The organism is Rhodobacter capsulatus, assembly GCF_003254295.1.
GTDB classification, from domain to species: domain Bacteria; phylum Pseudomonadota; class Alphaproteobacteria; order Rhodobacterales; family Rhodobacteraceae; genus Rhodobacter; species Rhodobacter capsulatus.
Genome location: NZ_QKZO01000012.1, coordinates 45228 through 62045, shown reverse-complemented (window position 1 = coordinate 62045; position 16818 = coordinate 45228). Strand labels below are relative to the sequence as shown.

The window sequence follows — 16818 nt, the reverse complement described above, 5'->3', positions numbered from 1 at the left end:
CGGCAGGATTGCATCGGGCGGGGCCTCACTCGGCGCTTCCGGGCGGTTGGGCTTGCGGTTGCGGCGGCGGGGGAGGGGGCAGCGCTTCGGCCGGTTCGGCCAGACGGTCCTCGGCCCAGGTGCCGCCCGCGACCTTGCCCGAGGCGTAGCGCATCACCCCCTTGCCCTGACGGCGGCCCTGCACGAAATTGCCCTCGTAGACATCGCCATTGGCATAGCTGGCCTTGCCCGGCCCGTCGATCTCGCCGTCGCGCCACATGCCGTCATAGGTGAAGCCGTCGGGCGTGATCAGCTTGCCCCGGCCCGAGCGCTGCCCGGCCTCGAAGCCGCCCTCGTAGATCGTGCCGTCGGGATGGGTGGCGCGGCCGCGGCCCTGCCTTGTGCCGTCGGCCCAGTCGCCGTCATAGACATAGCCGTCGGGATAGGTCATCCTGCCCTTGCCATGCTGCCGGGCGTCCAGAAATTCGCCTTCATAAACAAGGCCGTTCGCATAACGCGCCAGGCCCCGGCCGGCGATGTTGCCCGCGACCCAGCCGCCCTCGTAGCTGGCGCCGTCGGGATAGGTGATCTTGCCCGTGCCCTCGGGCATGTCATTGCGGAAATCGCCCTCGTAGACCGAGCCGTCGGGGAAACGCGCCCGGCCCCGGCCCTCGATTCGGCCCTCGACCCAGCCGCCGGTGTAGTCATAGCCGTCCGCGCCGCGGAAATGGCCTTGACCCTGCGGCTTGTCGGCCAGAAACTCGCCCTCGTAAAGATCGCCGTTGGCGTAGGTCACCCGGCCCTTGCCCTGCCGCTTGCCCGCCACCATCGCGCCCTCGTAGCGGTCGCCATTGGGCTGGATCAGCACGCCCTGACCCTCCATCTGACCGGCCTTCCAGTCGCCCTCATAGGTGACCCCGGTCTTCAGGATCAGCGTGCCGCGGCCTGCGCGCAAGCCGCCCGCCATCTCGCCTTCGTAACGGGCGCCGTCCGGGTAGGTGATCTTGCCGCGACCCTGTTTCACGCCCTGCACCCAGTCGCCCTCGTAGCGGTAGCCGTCGGCGCCGGTCAGCACGCCCGCGCCGTCATGCAGCGCCTTGGCGAAGCGGCCCTCGTAGCGGGTGCCGTTGGCATAAAGCGCGACGCCGGTGCCGGTGATCTCGCCCGCGACCCAGTCGCCCTCGTAGGTGCCGCCATCGGGATAGGTGATCTTGCCGCGGCCCTCGGGCTTGCCGCGGGCAAAGCTGCCCTCGTAGATCGAGCCGTCGGGAAAGCGGGCGCGGCCCTGACCGACGATTTCGCCCGCGCGCCAGTCGCCTTCGTATTCGTAACCCGAGGGCAGGCGGTATTTGCCATGGCCGTCCTGCTTGCCGTCCTTGAACGTGCCCTCGTAAATGCCGCCGTCCTGATATTGCTTGGTCTGCACCTCTTCGGCCTGCGCCGCCCCGGCGAAAACCAGCGCCGCCGCCAGCATCAGCCCCCGCTTGCCCGCTTGCCCCATGCTTTTCCCCCGCCTGATGGCCCGATCGGCGCAAACCTAATGGCGTGCCAAAAGCGTGACAAGCGCCCGGCGGCCGCGGATTTCGCGCCCGGGTGCTTTTCCCCGCCCGCCCTTGGCGTTACATCAGGGGCAACAGACAGGATCCAGCATGACAGATCGTTTCCGCATCACCCTTGCGCAACTGAACCCGACGGTGGGGGCGCTGGCCGCCAATACCGAAAAGGCGCTGGCGGCCTGGCAGGCGGGCCGCGCCGCGGGGGCCGATCTGGTGGCGCTGCCCGAGATGTTCCTGACCGGCTATCAGACCCAGGATCTGGTGCTGAAACCGGCCTTCCTGCGCGATGCGATGGCGGCGATGCGGGCGCTGGCGGCGCAGGTGATGGACGGGCCCGCGCTGGGCATTGGCGGGCCTTATGTCGATGAAACAGGAAGTTACAACGCCTGGTGGGTGCTGAAGGACGGCCGGGTGATCGCCCGCGCGCTCAAGCATCATCTGCCGCATGACGATGTCTTTGACGAGATGCGGCTCTTCGATCAAGGGCCGGTCAGCGACCCCTTGCGGCTTGGCCCGGTGGCGCTGGGCATCCCGGTCTGCGAGGATGCCTGGCACCCGGATGTGGCGGGGGCCTTGGCGGCGGCGGGGGCCGAGGTGCTGATGGTGCCCAATGGCTCGCCCTATCGGCGCGGCAAGCTGGATCTGCGCCGCGCGGTGACGGTGGCGCGGGTGGCGGAAACCGGGCTGCCGCTTTTGTATCTGAACATGGTCGGCGGGCAGGATGATCAGCTCTTCGATGGCGCCAGTTTCGTGCTGAACCCCGATGGAGAGGTGGCGGTGCAGCTGCCCGCCTTCGAGGAAGCGGTGGTGCATGTCGATCTGCAGCGCAGCGCGGCGGGCTGGCGGGCGGTGCCGGGCGAGATCGTGCCGCCGCCCGGCGACATCGAGCAGGATTACCGCGCCATGGTGCTGGGGCTGCAGGATTATCTGCGCAAATCCGGGTTTTCCAGGGTGGTTCTGGGGCTCTCGGGCGGGATCGATTCCGCGCTGGTGGCGGTCATCGCCGCCGATGCGCTCGGGGCCGGGAACGTGCATTGCGTGATGCTGCCCTCGCGCTACACCTCGCAGGGCTCGCTTGATGATGCCGCCGATCTGGCGCGGCGGCTGGGGGCGCGGCTCGATACGGTCGCCATCGAGGAGCCCCGGGCGGCGGTCGAGGGCGCGCTGGCCCATGTGCTGGCGGGCACCGCGCCCGACGTGACCGAGGAGAACATCCAGTCGCGGCTGCGGGGTGTGATCCTGATGGCGATCTCGAACAAGTTCGGCGCGATGCTGCTGACCACCGGCAACAAATCCGAGGTGGCGGTGGGCTACTGCACCATCTACGGCGACATGGCGGGAGGTTACAACCCGCTGAAAGACCTTTATAAAACCCGCGTCTTCGAGACCTGCCGGTGGCGCAACGCCACGCATCGGCCCTGGATGCGGGCGCCCGCGGGCGAAGTGATCCCGGTTGCGATCATCGACAAGCCGCCAAGCGCCGAGCTGCGCGAGAACCAGACGGATCAGGACAGCCTGCCGCCCTATGAGGTGCTGGATGCGATTCTGGAGCGGCTGGTCGAGGGCGATCAATCAGTCGATCAGATCGTCGCGGCGGGGTTTGACCGCGCGACGGTGAAACGGATCGAGCATCTGCTTTACATTTCCGAATGGAAGCGGTTCCAGTCCGCGCCCGGGCCGCGGCTGACGACACGGGCGTTCTGGCTGGATCGGCGCTATCCGATGGTGAACCGCTGGCGGGATCAGGGCTGAAGTTGCCCCGACCGCGGGATCGGGCGGAACAGGAAACGCAACGCGTTTCCCCGCCCGTCGCGCAACCGCCCGGCACGACCGTTTCCCCAAGCGCACCAGAGGCCAGCGCCTGACCCGGCGGGCGAGAAGCGCCCGCCGAGGGCGGGGCGGGCGCTGGCCGAGGGCCTTTGGGCCCTCGGCGATCCTGAGGCAAATGTGGCGCATGACCTCGGCGATGGCCTCGGTCAAAAAAAGGGCAGGGGCCTAGGCCCCCATCCGCCGCCTTGCGGCAATGCGCAGATCGCGGTGCAGCGAGGAATAGGGCCAGTCCTCGGGATGTTTCGCCAGACCCAGCCGCACCGGCGCCTCCCAGCAAAAGGCCAGGGCGCGGTTCACCGCGGCCGCATCCGGCAGCGGCTCGATCAGGATCTCGGGCTGCCAGATCGTCTCGGGCGCCTCGGGGGCGACACGGCCCGCGAAATCGCGGCGCAATTGCGACCAGCGCACCGACACCGCCCGCGGCCCCGGCGGCAGCGTCAGCACCGCATGCAGGTGATCGGGCAGAACCACCATCGCGCCGCAGATGGTGGGATGTTCGGCGACCATCGCGGCCCAGGCGGCCCGCAGGTCTGCGATGTGATCGACAAGCAGACAGCTTCCGGTCCGCAAAAGGCGGAGCGTGAAGAACCGGGTCTGCCCCGGAAGCGGGAATCGGTCCATGAGGCTCATGCACCGATCCTGCGCCCACAGGGTTAACGAACCCTGAATCCGTCCGGTTCGGACCTAGAAATCGGCGGCAACCTCATACATCACCGGCTCGAAGCTGCGGCACAAAGTGGCGATGTGGCGATTGCGGGTGATCATCTCGGGGCTGCGCAGCATCGCCTGATAATCGCCGCGCTTTTCCCATTTCGAATAGGTGGCGATGCGGGTGTGGGCATCGTTCATGTGCAGCCCCGCGCCGATGAACCCCGCCGATTTGCTGATGCACTCGGCATAGGCCGATTGCAGCGCCTCCATCAGTTCGATCGCCGTCGCGGGGGTCATTTCGAAGGTGCAGATCACCGTCTGCCCGGTGAAATCCTTGCTGATCTCGGCCATTCCATCCTCCCATTCGGTTTGCTCACGTTCAAGAATGACGCAGTTGCCCGAAAAATCCACCCCCCGCAGCAGGGCTTGCGCGACCTGCCGCAGCGGCAAGCTCGCGTTCCGGCTGAATGTGACGGATCGATAACAGAAATGTTGCAAGCGGCTGGTTTTCGGGCAAGTCTTTCGCTGTCGGCCACGACCGACCGCCGGGGGCCTGGCTGTCAACAGACTGTCACAGAACGCGCCTAGGTGCTGGCTGGTGCCCATTGTGGGCCCAACCTTCCGATAACGGGGAGAGAGACAGATGAAACCGATGCACGTCCTTGCCGGTGCGGCTTTGCTGATGGCCACGACGGCGCTTGTTCACGCCGAGGATCTGGCCGCGCTGGAAGCCGCCGCCAAGGCCGAAGGCCAGCTGACGACGATCGCGCTGCCGCATGACTGGTGTGGCTACGGCGCGGTGATCGAGGGCTTCAAGGCCAAGTATCCCGACATCAAGGTGAACGAGTTGAACCCCGACGCCGGTTCGGCCGACGAGCTGGAGGCGATCCGCGCCAACAAGGGCAACACCGGCCCGCAGGCCCCCGACGTGATCGACGTCGGCCTGTCCTTCGGCCCGCAGGCCAAGGAAGAAGGGCTGATCCAGCCCTACAAGGTCTCGACCTGGGACGAGATCCCGGCCGAGATCAAGGATGCCGACGGCTACTGGTATGGCGACTATTATGGCGTCATGTCCTTCATGGTGAACAAGGATCTGGTGCCGGTGCCGCCCGCCGACTGGGCCGATCTGCTGAAAGCGGATTACGCCGGTCAGGTGGCGCTGGCGGGCGATCCGCGCGCCTCGAACCAGGCGATCCTGGCGGTTCTGGCCGCGGGCATGGCGAATGGCGGTGCGGCGGGCGCCGAAGCCGGGGCCAAGGGGCTCGATTACTTCAAGGCGATGAACGACGCGGGCAATTTCGTGCCGGTCATCGGCAAGGCGGGCACGCTGGCGCAAGGCGCCACGCCGATCGTGGTGATGTGGGACTATAACGCGCTGTCGGCGCGCGACACGCTCAAGGGCAACCCGCCGGTCGAGGTGGTGGTGCCGCAGACCGGCGTTCTGGCGGGCGTCTATGTGCAGGCGATCTCGGCCCATGCGCCGCATCCGAATGCCGCGAAACTCTGGATGGAATACCTTTATTCGGATGAAGGTCAGAACCTCTGGCTGAAGGGCTATTGCCACCCGGCGCGCTTCAACGCGATGGCGGCGGCGGGCAAGCTTGATGCCGAGGCGATGGCCAAGCTGCCTCCGGCGGAAGCCTATCAGGCCGCCTATTTCCCGACCCTTGCGGAACAGGATGCCAACAAGGCCGCCGTCACCGAGGGCTGGGACAAGGTCGTGGGCGCCAACGTCCAGTAATCGGCTCGAAAGATTGTGCCGCCTCCGGGGATCCCGGGGGCGGTTTTCCCGCTCCCGACCAAGGGCCGCCGTGACCGACACATCCCCCCCCGCCGCCCCCCCGGCCGCCCCGTCCCGCCGACGGTTGCGCCTTGCCTGGCTGGGCCTCGTTCCCTTCGCGCTCTTCGTGGGCCTGTTCCTGATCGCGCCGACGATGAAGATCGTGATCGGCGCCTTTCAACGCGCCGATGGCAGTTTCACCTTTGAAAACCTGATCGGGCTCTTCACCCCCTCGATCCTGGCGAGCTACTGGATCTCGATCAAGATTTCCGTGGCCTCGGCGGCCTTGGGCGCGCTGATCGGCTTTCTGATGGCCGCGGCGATGGTGCTGGGCGGTCTGCCGCGGGGGATCCGCGCGCCTTTGCTCACCTTTTCCGGCGTCGCCTCGAATTTCGCGGGCGTGCCGCTCGCCTTCGCCTTTCTGGCGACGCTTGGCCCCCTCGGCCTTGTCACCGTCTGGCTGCGCACCGAATTCGGCATCAACCTGCGGGCGCATGGCTTCAACATCCTGTCGTTCTGGGGCCTGACGATCACCTATATCTTCTTTCAGATCCCGCTGATGATCCTGATCATCACCCCGGCGCTCGACGGTCTGAAACGCGAATGGCGCGAAGCGGCGCAATCGCTGGGCGCCACCGCGACGCAATACTGGACCTCGGTCGCGCTGCCGATCCTTTTCCCGTCGCTTTTGGGCACCTTCGCGCTGCTCTTCGCCAATGCCTTTGGCGCCGTCGCCACCGCCATTGCGCTGACGGGATCGAGCCTGAACATCGTGCCGATCATGCTCTTCGCGCAGATCCGCGGTGACGTTCTGGGCAATCCGCATCTGGGCTATGCGATGGCCTTCGGCATGATCCTGATCACCGCTTTCGCCAATATCCTTTACATCTGGCTGCGGATGCGGTCGGAAAGGTGGCTGAAATGAAGACCGCCGCCGCCTGGGCCATCCTTTTGCTGGGCATGGCCTATTTCATCCTGCCGCTGGTGGGGCTGGTGGAATTCTCGCTGTCGATGACGCGCGGCGAATACAGTCTTGAGGCCTACCGCGTCGTCTTCGCCGATCCGCGCTTTCGCGACACCTTCAGCTATTCGGTGCTGATGGCGGTCTTGACCATCGTCTTCGGCGTCGTGCTGGTGGTGCCGACGGCCTTCTGGGTGCGGCTCAAGCTGCCGCATTGGCGCCCGGTGATCGAATTCGTCACCCTGTTGCCGCTGGTGATCCCGGCCATCGTCATCGTCTTCGGCTATATCCGGCTTTACAACACTTCAAGCTGGCTGCCGCTGACCGGCACCACATCTGGCACCAACCTGCTGCTTCTCTTCGGCTATGCGACGCTGAGCCTGCCTTACATGTATCGCGCCGTCGATACCGGGCTGCGCACCATCGACGTGGCGACGCTGACGGAAGCCGCGCAGTCGCTGGGGGCCGGTTGGGGCACGATCCTGGCGCGGGTGATCCTGCCCAATGTGCTGGTCTCGGTGCTCTCGGGCGCCTTTGTCACCTTTGCCATCGTCATGGGCGAATTCACCCTCGCGGCGCTTTTGGATCGCCCGGCCTTCGGGCCCTATCTGCAACTGATGGGGGCCAACCGCGCCTACGAGCCCTTCGCGCTCGCCACCATCGCCTTCATCATCACCTGGGCCTGCATGGGGCTGATCCAGCTCGTCACCCGGTTCACCAAACACGACAAGGCCCCGCGATGAGCTATCTTGAGCTGACCCATCTGGAGAAACGCTTCGGCACGCTGCGCGTGGTGAAGGACTTCAACCTGAGCGTCGAAAAGGGCGAGTTCATCTCGCTTCTGGGCCCCTCGGGCTGCGGGAAAACCACCGTGCTGCGGATGGTGGCGGGGTTCGAGACGCCGACGACCGGCGCCATCACCATCGCGGGCAAGGAGGTGACCGACCTCAAGCCGAACCAGCGCAATATCGGCATGGTGTTTCAGGCTTACGCGCTCTTTCCGAACCTGACCGTGGCGCAGAACGTCGGCTTCGGGCTCAAGGTCAAGGGCACGCCGCGCGCCCAGATCGCGCGGCGGGTCGAGGAGATGCTGGCGCTGATCGGCCTGCCCGAACTCGGCAACCGCTATCCGTTCCAGCTTTCGGGCGGCCAGCAGCAACGCGTGGCGCTGGCGCGCGCGCTGGCGCCGAAACCCTCGGTGCTGCTGCTCGATGAGCCGCTTTCGGCGCTCGATGCCAAGGTCCGGGTGTCGCTGCGCAACGAGATCCGGGCGATCCAGCGCGAGCTTGGCATCACCACGATCTTCGTGACCCATGACCAGGAAGAGGCGCTCTCGATGTCGGACCGGGTCGTGGTGATGCATGAGGGGATCGCCGATCAGGTCGGCACGCCCTTTGACATCTACAACCGCCCCGCCACCCGCTTTGTCGCGGGCTTCGTCGGCACGCTGAACACGCTCGATGCGCAGGTGCTGGACGCTGCGACCGGCCGGGTGCGGCTGGGCGCGACCGAGATCGACCTGGCCCGGCCGCTGCCCCCCGGCGCGGTGACGCTGGGCCTGCGCCCCGAGGCGGTGACGCTGGGGCAGGGGACGCACGACACGCGGCTGACCGCGACGATCCGCGAGGTGGATTTCCTCGGCTCGGTGATCCGTTTGCGCGCCGATCTGGCGGGCCAGCCGATCGCCTTTGACACGTTCAACAACAGCCACGTCGCGCCGCCGCAGGTGGGCACCGAGGTTACGCTTGGCCTGAATGCGGCCGATCTCATGGTGATCGGGGCCTGAGGGCGGGGGCGCTGCCCCCGCACCCCCGGGATATTTGAGGCAAGATGAAAGGGCGGCCGGGTCCTGCTTTCATCTTGCCCGAAATACCTCGGGGGGTGAATTGGCCGTCAGGCCAAGAGGGGGGCAGCGTCCCCCCCTTCCTTACTTCCGGCCGCGAAAGAACCGCGCGCGTTCGTAAAGTGCTTCCAGCCGCGCCATCCGGTCCGACGTCGTCTGCCAGGTCAGATCCTGCACCGCCGCCATCAGCGTTTCGACCAGCAGTTGAATTGCCACCGTGCTGTCCCAGGCCGAGGGCACCTCGACCTGAACCGAGAACCGATAGCGCGCATGCGCTGCCGCGGGGCTGATCCAGGGGTCGGTGACCAGCACCACCTCGGCCCCCTGTTCGGCTGCCATTTCAACCAGTTGCAGCACGTTGTTCTCATAGCGGCGGATGTCGAAGGCCAAAAGCACATCGCCCCGGCGCATCTCCAGCAGCGCGGGCGGCCAGGCGTTCGAGACCGGCATCAGCAGCTCCACCTCGGGGCGGATCACCTTCATGTGGGTGACGAAATATTCCGCCATCGCCAGCGTGATCCGGCCCCCCGTGGCAAAGACCTTGCGCGCGGGATCGGCCATCAGATCCGCTGCCGCGTCGAAATCCTGCTGGTCGATCTGCGCCAGCGTCGCCTGCAGATTGCCCAGCACCGCATCGGCGAAGCGATTGAGCACATGGGCTTTCGGCGCCTGCGCCGACCAGCGGTCGTGTTTCGAGAGCGGACCTTCCAGCCGCGCTTCCAGCTCGTCGCGCACCGCCCCCTGCAGCCCCGGATAGCCGCCAAAGCCCATCTTCTGCGCCAGCCGCACCACCGTGGGCGAGCTGACCTGCGCCGCCCGCGCCAGCTGCGTGACCGAGCCGAGCAGCGCCAGCGGATAATGCCGCAGCACATGACCCGCCAATTGCCGTTCCGCGCGCGTCATCGTGTCGATCGCGCCGCGCAGCTGCTCCTCGATCGTGGCCTTGCCTGCCGCCAAAACGGGCACCTCGCTGCGGCAAAGGCGGTCCGCCCCTGCCGAACAGATTGTAACAGAATTGCTTCCCCTGAAATGAAGTTGACAGTTTCTTGCGTCCGGTCAAGCCTGCACGACAGGAGATCGCAGAATCGCCGTCAAGACCAGGGAGCCAGGGTGAAAGAACCGACAAGAGGCGCGGTCGTCATCACGGGATGCGCGGCGGCGGACCGCCGCGCCCGGATGCGGCCTGCCGCGGCGCCGATGCAACCGCGTGCAACAAAGGAGGCCGCCTGATGCCCCGTGTGCTTGTCGCCTATGTGCATTTCATTGACGGGGTGAACCGGCGCGTCGGCCGGTTCGCCATGTATCTGCTTTATGTGATCATGGGGATCATGATCGTCTCGATGCTGACCAAGGCCGTGCATGTCCCGGCGCTCTGGACGCTGGAAATGGCGCAATTCACGCTGGTCGCCTATTACATGCTGGGCGCGCCCTTTGCGCTGCAGACCGATGTGAACGTGCGGATGGACCTGATCTACGGGCGCCTCTCGCACAAGGGGCGGGCGCTGACCGATGTCTTCACCGTCTTCTGCCTGATGTTCTATCTCGGCGTGATGCTCTATGGCGCCTTTGACAGCACCGTCTATTCCTTTGAAATGTCGGAACGAAATCCGACCGCCTGGCGCCCGGTGCTGTGGCCGGTCAAGTCGGTCATCACGCTCGCTTTCGGGCTGATGCTGCTGCAGGCCACAGCCCTGCTGATCCGCGATTTCGCCACCCTGCGCGGAGTGAAACTCTGATGGATTACAACACCATTGCCGCGCTGATGTTCTCGTCGATGCTCTTGATGATGCTGACCGGGCAGCGCGTCTTTGGCGCCATCGGCCTCGTCGCCGTGGTTGCGGCGCTGACGCTTTGGGGCGATGGCGGCGCCGACATGGGCTTTTCGGCGGTGATGAAGCTGATGAAATGGACCGCGCTTCTGACGCTGCCGATGTTCATCTTCATGGGCTATGTGATGAGCGAAACCCGGCTGGCCGAGGATCTCTACCGGATGTTTCACGTCTGGATGGGGCCGCTGCCGGGGGGCCTCGCCATCGGCACCGTGCTGTTGATGGTGCTGATTTCCGCGATGAACGGGCTTTCCGTCGCGGGGATGGCGATCGGCGCCACCATCGCTTTGCCCGAATTGCAGCGGCGCGGCTATGACAAGCTGATGATTTCGGGGGTGATTCAGGCGGGCTCGAGCCTTGGCATCCTGATCCCGCCCTCGGTTGTGCTGGTGCTTTATGCGATGATCGCGCGCCAGCCGGTGTCGAACCTCTGGCTGGCGGGCATCGTGCCGGGGCTTTTGATGGCGGCGATGTTCATCCTTTACATCGTCCTGCGCACCTGGGCCAACCCGTCGCTGGCGCCGCGGATGTCGGCCGAGGAACGCGCCGCGATCACCCGGGCCGAGAAGTTCAGCCTGCTGCGGGCGGGGCTGCTGCCGGTCTTCATCTTCGTCGCGATGATGGTGCCCTTCCTCAACGGCTGGGCCAGCCTGACCGAGACCTCGGTGATCGGCGTCGCGGCCACCGTGCTGGTCGCCTGGGCCAAGCGCCGGATGAGCTGGCATGTGCTGGAAACCGCGACGAAACAGACGATGCTGATCACCGTGATGTTCATGATGATCATCACCGCGGCGCTGAGTTTCGGCGCGGTCTTCGACGGGCTTGGGGCCGGGCGCGCGATCCAGAGCTTTTTCACCAGGGATCTGGCGCTGGAACCCTGGCAGATCCTGGTGCTGATGCAGCTGAGCTTCCTGGTCATGGGGATGTTTCTGGACGACACCGCGATGCTGGTCATCGTCGCGCCGGTTTATGTCAGCCTGGCCAAGGCTTTGGGCTTCGATCTGATCTGGTATGGCGTGCTTTATACCATCACCTGTCAGATCGCCTATCTTACCCCGCCCTTCGGTTATAACCTGTTCCTGATGAAGGCGCTGGCGCCGCCGGATTATACGCTTCCGGTGATCTACCGCTCGGTCTGGCCCTTCGTTCTGGTGATGGTGCTGACGCTTGTGCTGATCATGGTGTTTCCGCAAATCGCGCTTTGGCTGCCGCAGGCGATGCTGGGGCGCTGACACGAACGACCCCGAAAATGGGGCATCAACCGACAAGGAGTAGAGAGATGACGACGACCAGACGGACCTTCCTCACCACCGGCGCGGCGGGTGTTGCGGCGGGTCTTGCGACCCCGGCGCTGGCGCAATCGGCGCCGATCAAGTGGCGGTTGCAGACCTATGCCGGCACGGTGCTGGCCGAGCAGGTGGTGAAACCGGCGATTGACGCCTTCAACACCATTGCGAACGGCCAGATGGAGATCGAGCTTTACACCTCGGACCAGCTGGTGCCGACGGGCGAGCTGTTCCGCGCGATGCAGAACGGCACCATCGATGCGGTGCAATCGGATGATGACAGCATGGCCAGCCCGACCGAGGTGACGGTATTTGGCGGCTATTTCCCGCTCGCGCTGCGCTATTCGCTCGATGTGCCTGCGCTCTTCAACGAATGGGGCCTCGATCAGATCTGGAAGGAAGAATACGCCAAGGTCGGCATCAAGCATATCTCGGCGGGGTCCTGGGATCCGTGCAACTTCAACATGAAGGAGCCGATCAAGTCGCTCGAAGATCTCAAGGGCAAGCGCGTCTTCACCTTCCCGACGGCGGGGCGGTTTTTGGCGCAATTCGGCGTCATCCCGGTCACGCTGCCCTGGGAGGATGTCGAGGTGGCGCTGCAAACGGGCGAGCTTGACGGTCTGGCCTGGTCGGGCATCACCGAGGATTACACCGCGGGCTGGTCGAAGGTCGCGCCCTATTTCCTGACCAACAACATCTCGGGCGCCTGGATCGGGCATTTCTTCGCCAATATGGAGCGCTGGAATGCCCTGCCTGCGCATCTGCAACAGCTGATGCAGACCTGTTTCGACCAGTCGCATTACCGCCGCCAATGGTGGTACTGGGCGGGCGAAGCCAAGCTGCGCGTCGAGGGCGCCGACATGACGCTGACCTCGCTTCCGCCCGAGGATTACGCGAAAATCGAGGAGGCCGCGCAGAGGTTCTGGGACGAGATCGCCGCGGAAAGCCCGCTCAAGGCGAAGGTGGTCGAGATCATCAAGAAATACAACGACACGATGGTCAAGGCCGGCGTGCCCTATCGCTACTGATCGGTGGGGCCGGGGGCAGCCCCGGCCTTTCCCCGCCCGAGGAGGAGAGAGAGATGCCCGCAAACCTGACCTTTGCCGCGCTGAAGAAGGCCGTTGCCAGCGGCGAGATCGACACCGTCATCACCTGCATCTGCGACATGCAGGGCCGATTGCAGGGCAAGCGCTTTCATGCCGCGCATTTCCTCGAAAGCGCGCATGAGGAAACGCATTGCTGCAACTATCTGCTGGCCACCGACATGGAGATGATCACCGTGCCGGGCTACAAGGCGTCAAGCTGGTCGCGCGGCTATGGCGACTATGTGATGAAGCCCGACATGGCGACCCTGCGCACCATTCCCTGGGCCCCGGGCACGGCCCTGGTGATGTGCGATGTGCTTGACCATCACACCCATGCGCCGGTCGCCCATGCGCCGCGCACGGTCTTGAAGCGGCAGATCGAGCGGGCGAAAGCCATGGGCTTTGACGTGATGATGGCGACCGAACTGGAATTCTTCCTGTTCGAGGAAAGCTTCCCGGCGCTGTTCGATGCCGGTTATCCGCTGCCCACCCCGATGGCGCGGTATAATGTCGATTACAACCTGATGGGCTCGGCGCGTGACGAGCGGATCATGCGCGACATCCGCAACAAGCTTTACGGCGCGGGGATCCCCATCGAATGCTCGAAGGGCGAGGCCGAGGCCGGTCAGGAAGAGATCAATGCGAGATATTCCGACGCGCTTGATACCGCCGACATGCATGCGCTGATCAAGCTTGGGGTGAAGGAAATCGCGCAACAACACGGCGCCAGCGTCACCTTCATGGCGAAATACGATCACCGCAAGGCGGGGTCATCAAGCCACATTCACCAGTCGCTCTGGAAAGACGGGAAGAACGCCTTTCACGACCCGGCGGCCGAGCATGGGATGAGCGCGGTGATGCGGCATTTCCTGGCCGGGCAGCTGGCGTTCTCGCGCGAGATTTCGGTCTTTCTGGCGCCCTATGTCAACAGTTACAAGCGCTTCTGCGTCGGCATGTTCGCGCCGACAAAGGCGGTCTGGTCGCTGGACAACCGCACCGCGGGCTATCGGATCTGCGGCGAGAACACCAAATCCGTCCGCGTCGAATGCCGCATCGGCGGCGCCGATCTGAACCCCTATCTGGCCTGCGCGGCGCTTCTGGCGGCGGGGCTGGAGGGGATCGAACAGATGCTGGACCCGGGCCAGCCGGTGAATGGCGATCTGTATCAGTCCGAGGCCGCGCCCGGGGTGCCACGCTCGCTGATCGAGGCGGCCGAGGCGCTGAAGGATTCCGCTTTCCTCGCGCAGGCGCTGGGGGCAGATGTGGTGGAGCATTATTATCACGCCGCGCGCTGGGAGATCGAGGAAAGCCTGCGCGTCGTGACCGATTGGGAACGGCACCGCGGGTTTGAGCGGGCGTAACGGGTTCACGGGGGCGACGGCGCCCCAAAGGAAGGTCGACATGACGAAGATGATCCAATGTATCTCGCCGGTGGATGGGCGGGTCTATGCGGAGCGCCCGGCGCTGACGCTCTCCGAAGCCGAGGCGGTTGCCGCGCGCGCCCGGGCGGCGCAGGCCGATTGGGCGGCGCGTCCGCTTGAAGACCGCATCGCGCTGGTCAAGGCCGGGGTGGCGCGGCTCAATGACATGAAGGACCGCGTGGTCGAGGAGCTGGCCTGGCAGATGGGCCGCCCGACGCGTTTTGGCGGCGAATTCGGCGGCGTGAACGAGCGCACCAATTACATGGCCGAGATCGCGGGAAAGACCCTTGCGCCCACCGTGGTCGAGGACAGTGACCGCTTCCGCCGCAGCCTTGCGCGCGAGCCCGTGGGCGTCGTCTTCATCATCGCGCCGTGGAACTATCCCTATCTGACCACGATCAACACGCTGGTTCCGGCGCTGATCGCGGGCAACACGGTCGTTTTGAAACACGCCACGCAAACCATGCTGGTGGGCGAGCGTCTGGTCGAGGCCTTCACCGAGGCGGGCGTGCCCGAGGACGTGTTCCAGAACGTTTACCTCACCCATGACGTGACCGAGGAGCTGCTGCGAAACCGCGCCTTCAACTTCGTCAACTTCACCGGCTCGGTGGGCGGCGGGGCTGCGATCGAACGGGCGGCGGCGGGCACCTTTACCGGGCTTGGGCTGGAACTCGGCGGCAAGGACCCGGGCTATGTGATGGACGACGTCGATCTGGACGCCGCCGTGGACAGCCTGATGGACGGCGCGATGTTCAACGCCGGGCAATGCTGCTGCGGCATCGAGCGGATCTATGTGCATGAAAGCCTTTACGATGCTTTCGTCCAAAAGGCGGTGGCCTGGGTCAAGGCCTTGAAACTGGGCAATCCTTTCGATCAGGCGACGACGCTTGGCCCGATGGCGCACAAGCGCTTTGCCCATGTGGTGCGAGAGCAGGTGGCCGAGGCCATCGCCGAGGGGGCGACGGCGCTGATCGACCCGGCGCTGTTTCCGGAAGATGACGGCGGCGCCTATCTGGCCCCGCAGATCCTGGTCAATGTGAACCACGAAATGCGGGTGATGCGCGAGGAAAGCTTCGGCCCGGTCGTCGGCATCATGCCCGTCGCGAATGACGAAGAAGCCATCGCCGCGATGAATGACAGCCCCTACGGTCTGACCTGCTCGCTCTGGACGCAGGATGTGGAGCGCGCCGCCGCCATCGGCGCGCGGATCGAGACCGGCACCGTCTTCCTGAACCGCTGCGACTATCTGGACCCGGCTTTGTGCTGGACCGGCTGCAAGGACACCGGCCGCGGCGCGGCACTCTCGGCCCTTGGCTATCATTCGGTCACGCGGCCGAAATCCTACCATCTGAAGAAGGTGACGAAATGAGCGTTCCGAACAGAAACTGGAACTACCCGACGCCGATCAAATTCGGCTGCGGCCGGATCGCGGAGCTGGCCGATCATTGCAAGGCGGTGGGCATCACCAAGCCGCTGCTGGTCACCGACAAGGCGCTGGCCAGCCTGCCGATCACCGCGCAGGCGCTGGATGTGATGGACAAGGGCGGGCTTGGCCGGGCGGTGTTCTCGGAGGTCGATCCGAACCCGAACGAGGGCAACATGGCCGCGGGCATCGCCGTCTACAAGGCGGGCGGCCATGACGGGGTGATCTGTTTCGGCGGCGGCTCGGCCTTGGATCTGGGCAAGATGATCGCGCTGATGGCCGATCAGCGCGCCGACCTTTCGGTCTGGGATCTGGAGGATGTGGACGACTGGTACACCCGGGCGGATGCCACGAAGATCGCCCCCATCGTCGCCGTGCCGACGACGGCGGGGACGGGGTCGGAAGTGGGCCGCGCCGGCGTGCTGACGAATTCCGTCACCCACAAGAAGAAGATCATCTTCCACCCGAAACTGATGCCCGCGGTCACCATCTGCGACCCGGAATTGACGGTGGGCATGCCCGCCTTCATCACCGCGGGGACCGGCATGGATGCGCTGGCGCATTGCCTTGAGGCCTACTGCTCGCCCTTCTATCATCCGATGTCGCAGGGCATCGCGCTCGAAGGGATGCGGCTTGTCTTCGAGAACCTGCCCAGGGTCTACAAGACCCCGCAGGACATCGAGGCCCGCGCCCATATGATGTCGGCCGCCGCGATGGGCGCCGTGGCCTTCCAGAAAGGCCTTGGCGCGATCCATTCGCTGTCGCACCCCGTGGGCGCGGTTTACGGCACCCATCACGGCACGACGAATGCCTGCGTGATGCCGATGGTGCTCGATTACAACCGCGCCGCCATCGAGGAACGGATCGAGAAAGCCGCCGCCTATATCGGCATTCCGGGCGGCTTTGACGGTTTCCGCGCCGCGGTCGTGGCCCTGAATGCGGAGCTCAAGATCCCGGAAACGCTGACGAAAATGGGCGTGAAGCCGGAAGATCTGGCGATGCTGACCGAGATGGCGCTGGAAGATCCCTCCTGCGGCGGCAACCCGATCGAAATGACGCGCGAAAACACCCGCGCGCTGTTCGACGCCTGCATGTAAGCGCGGCGCCCGGCGGCTTCGATGCCGCCGGGCCACCACCCTTGGCGGCATCCCCCACAGGTTGCGGCTTTCCTGCC

At 65.3% G+C, this 16818-nt stretch carries 15 protein-coding genes; 11 read left to right on the top strand and 4 right to left on the bottom strand.

Features of this window, described 5'->3' with window-relative positions; all coding sequences use genetic code 11:
- Nucleotides 1–25: 25 nt before the first annotated feature.
- Nucleotides 26–1480 carry an MORN repeat-containing protein gene (locus LY44_RS15545; RefSeq protein ID WP_055213086.1) on the bottom strand — a complete coding sequence of 485 codons (1455 nt, stop codon included), beginning with the start codon at nt 1478–1480 and terminating at the stop codon, nt 26–28.
- A 148-nt stretch (nt 1481–1628) separates the two neighbouring features.
- Here LY44_RS15545 and LY44_RS15540 point away from each other — a divergent pair, with 148 nt between their 5' ends.
- On the top strand, nt 1629–3287 hold the full coding sequence (locus LY44_RS15540; RefSeq protein WP_055213088.1) for an NAD+ synthase: 1659 nt from the start codon (nt 1629–1631) through the stop codon (nt 3285–3287).
- 243 nt (nt 3288–3530) lie between these two features.
- On the opposite strand, the gene LY44_RS15535 is transcribed toward LY44_RS15540, so the two are convergent.
- Together LY44_RS15535 and LY44_RS15530 are read right to left on the bottom strand one after the other, a co-directional pair.
- The gene (locus LY44_RS15535; RefSeq protein WP_139182468.1) at nt 3531–3995 is read right to left on the bottom strand and encodes an REP-associated tyrosine transposase; all 465 of its coding nucleotides are present in this window, start codon (nt 3993–3995) and stop codon (nt 3531–3533) included.
- 54 nt (nt 3996–4049) lie between these two features.
- Entirely contained in the window at nt 4050–4367 is a 318-nt protein-coding gene (locus LY44_RS15530; protein WP_055213160.1) for an antibiotic biosynthesis monooxygenase family protein, read from the bottom strand.
- Nucleotides 4368–4698: 331 nt separating this feature from the next.
- Between LY44_RS15530 and LY44_RS15525 the strand changes: the two genes are divergently transcribed.
- The 4 genes from LY44_RS15525 (at nt 4699) to LY44_RS15510 (ending at nt 8543) form a co-directional block, all read left to right on the top strand.
- A complete protein-coding gene (locus LY44_RS15525) occupies nt 4699–5757 on the top strand; it encodes an ABC transporter substrate-binding protein (protein ID WP_223230757.1) in 1059 nt (352 codons plus the stop codon).
- A 70-nt stretch (nt 5758–5827) separates the two neighbouring features.
- Entirely contained in the window at nt 5828–6721 is an 894-nt protein-coding gene (locus LY44_RS15520; RefSeq protein ID WP_055213092.1) for an ABC transporter permease, read from the top strand.
- Nucleotides 6718–7500 carry an ABC transporter permease gene (locus tag LY44_RS15515; protein ID WP_055213094.1) on the top strand — a complete coding sequence of 261 codons (783 nt, stop codon included), beginning with the start codon at nt 6718–6720 and terminating at the stop codon, nt 7498–7500. The genes LY44_RS15520 and LY44_RS15515 overlap by 4 nt, the downstream gene beginning before the upstream one ends.
- Entirely contained in the window at nt 7497–8543 is a 1047-nt protein-coding gene (locus LY44_RS15510; RefSeq protein WP_055213095.1) for an ABC transporter ATP-binding protein, read from the top strand. The genes LY44_RS15515 and LY44_RS15510 overlap by 4 nt, the downstream gene beginning before the upstream one ends.
- 141 nt (nt 8544–8684) lie before the next feature.
- Here LY44_RS15510 and LY44_RS15505 read toward each other — a convergent pair whose 3' ends face one another.
- Nucleotides 8685–9557, bottom strand: coding sequence for a MurR/RpiR family transcriptional regulator (locus LY44_RS15505; protein ID WP_081024402.1), 873 nt, complete (start codon nt 9555–9557; stop codon nt 8685–8687).
- A 272-nt stretch (nt 9558–9829) separates the two neighbouring features.
- Here LY44_RS15505 and LY44_RS15500 point away from each other — a divergent pair, with 272 nt between their 5' ends.
- Genes LY44_RS15500 through LY44_RS15475 form a run of 6 tightly spaced genes read left to right on the top strand, consistent with a single transcriptional unit; the run spans nt 9830 to nt 16741 of the window.
- Complete coding sequence (locus LY44_RS15500) at nt 9830–10336, top strand: TRAP transporter small permease subunit (RefSeq protein ID WP_055213163.1); 507 nt, start codon at nt 9830–9832, stop codon at nt 10334–10336.
- Complete coding sequence (locus LY44_RS15495) at nt 10336–11661, top strand: TRAP transporter large permease (RefSeq protein ID WP_055213096.1); 1326 nt, start codon at nt 10336–10338, stop codon at nt 11659–11661. The genes LY44_RS15500 and LY44_RS15495 overlap by 1 nt, the downstream gene beginning before the upstream one ends.
- A gap of 47 nt (nt 11662–11708) precedes the next feature.
- Nucleotides 11709–12743 (top strand): TRAP transporter substrate-binding protein, encoded by a 1035-nt coding sequence (locus LY44_RS15490; protein ID WP_055213097.1) that lies wholly within the window; start codon nt 11709–11711, stop codon nt 12741–12743.
- A 53-nt stretch (nt 12744–12796) separates the two neighbouring features.
- Nucleotides 12797–14161 (top strand): glutamine synthetase family protein, encoded by a 1365-nt coding sequence (locus tag LY44_RS15485; RefSeq protein WP_055213099.1) that lies wholly within the window; start codon nt 12797–12799, stop codon nt 14159–14161.
- 40 nt (nt 14162–14201) lie between these two features.
- Entirely contained in the window at nt 14202–15590 is a 1389-nt protein-coding gene (locus tag LY44_RS15480; protein ID WP_055213100.1) for an aldehyde dehydrogenase family protein, read from the top strand.
- Nucleotides 15587–16741 carry an iron-containing alcohol dehydrogenase gene (locus tag LY44_RS15475; RefSeq protein ID WP_055213101.1) on the top strand — a complete coding sequence of 385 codons (1155 nt, stop codon included), beginning with the start codon at nt 15587–15589 and terminating at the stop codon, nt 16739–16741. The genes LY44_RS15480 and LY44_RS15475 overlap by 4 nt, the downstream gene beginning before the upstream one ends.
- The last annotated feature ends 77 nt before the right edge of the window (nt 16742–16818 follow it).

Coding starts and splice junctions, on each gene's coding strand:
- LY44_RS15545 (WP_055213086.1), bottom strand. CDS start 1,480: ATGGGGCAAGCGGGCAAGCGGGGGCTGATGCTGGCGGCGGCGCTGGTT.
- LY44_RS15530 (WP_055213160.1), bottom strand. CDS start 4,367: ATGGCCGAGATCAGCAAGGATTTCACCGGGCAGACGGTGATCTGCACC.
- LY44_RS15500 (WP_055213163.1), top strand. CDS start 9,830: ATGCCCCGTGTGCTTGTCGCCTATGTGCATTTCATTGACGGGGTGAAC.
- LY44_RS15535 (WP_139182468.1), bottom strand. CDS start 3,995: ATGAGCCTCATGGACCGATTCCCGCTTCCGGGGCAGACCCGGTTCTTC.
- LY44_RS15510 (WP_055213095.1), top strand. CDS start 7,497: ATGAGCTATCTTGAGCTGACCCATCTGGAGAAACGCTTCGGCACGCTG.
- LY44_RS15475 (WP_055213101.1), top strand. CDS start 15,587: ATGAGCGTTCCGAACAGAAACTGGAACTACCCGACGCCGATCAAATTC.
- LY44_RS15540 (WP_055213088.1), top strand. CDS start 1,629: ATGACAGATCGTTTCCGCATCACCCTTGCGCAACTGAACCCGACGGTG.
- LY44_RS15485 (WP_055213099.1), top strand. CDS start 12,797: ATGCCCGCAAACCTGACCTTTGCCGCGCTGAAGAAGGCCGTTGCCAGC.
- LY44_RS15515 (WP_055213094.1), top strand. CDS start 6,718: ATGAAGACCGCCGCCGCCTGGGCCATCCTTTTGCTGGGCATGGCCTAT.
- LY44_RS15495 (WP_055213096.1), top strand. CDS start 10,336: ATGGATTACAACACCATTGCCGCGCTGATGTTCTCGTCGATGCTCTTG.
- LY44_RS15480 (WP_055213100.1), top strand. CDS start 14,202: ATGACGAAGATGATCCAATGTATCTCGCCGGTGGATGGGCGGGTCTAT.
- LY44_RS15525 (WP_223230757.1), top strand. CDS start 4,699: ATGGCCACGACGGCGCTTGTTCACGCCGAGGATCTGGCCGCGCTGGAA.
- LY44_RS15490 (WP_055213097.1), top strand. CDS start 11,709: ATGACGACGACCAGACGGACCTTCCTCACCACCGGCGCGGCGGGTGTT.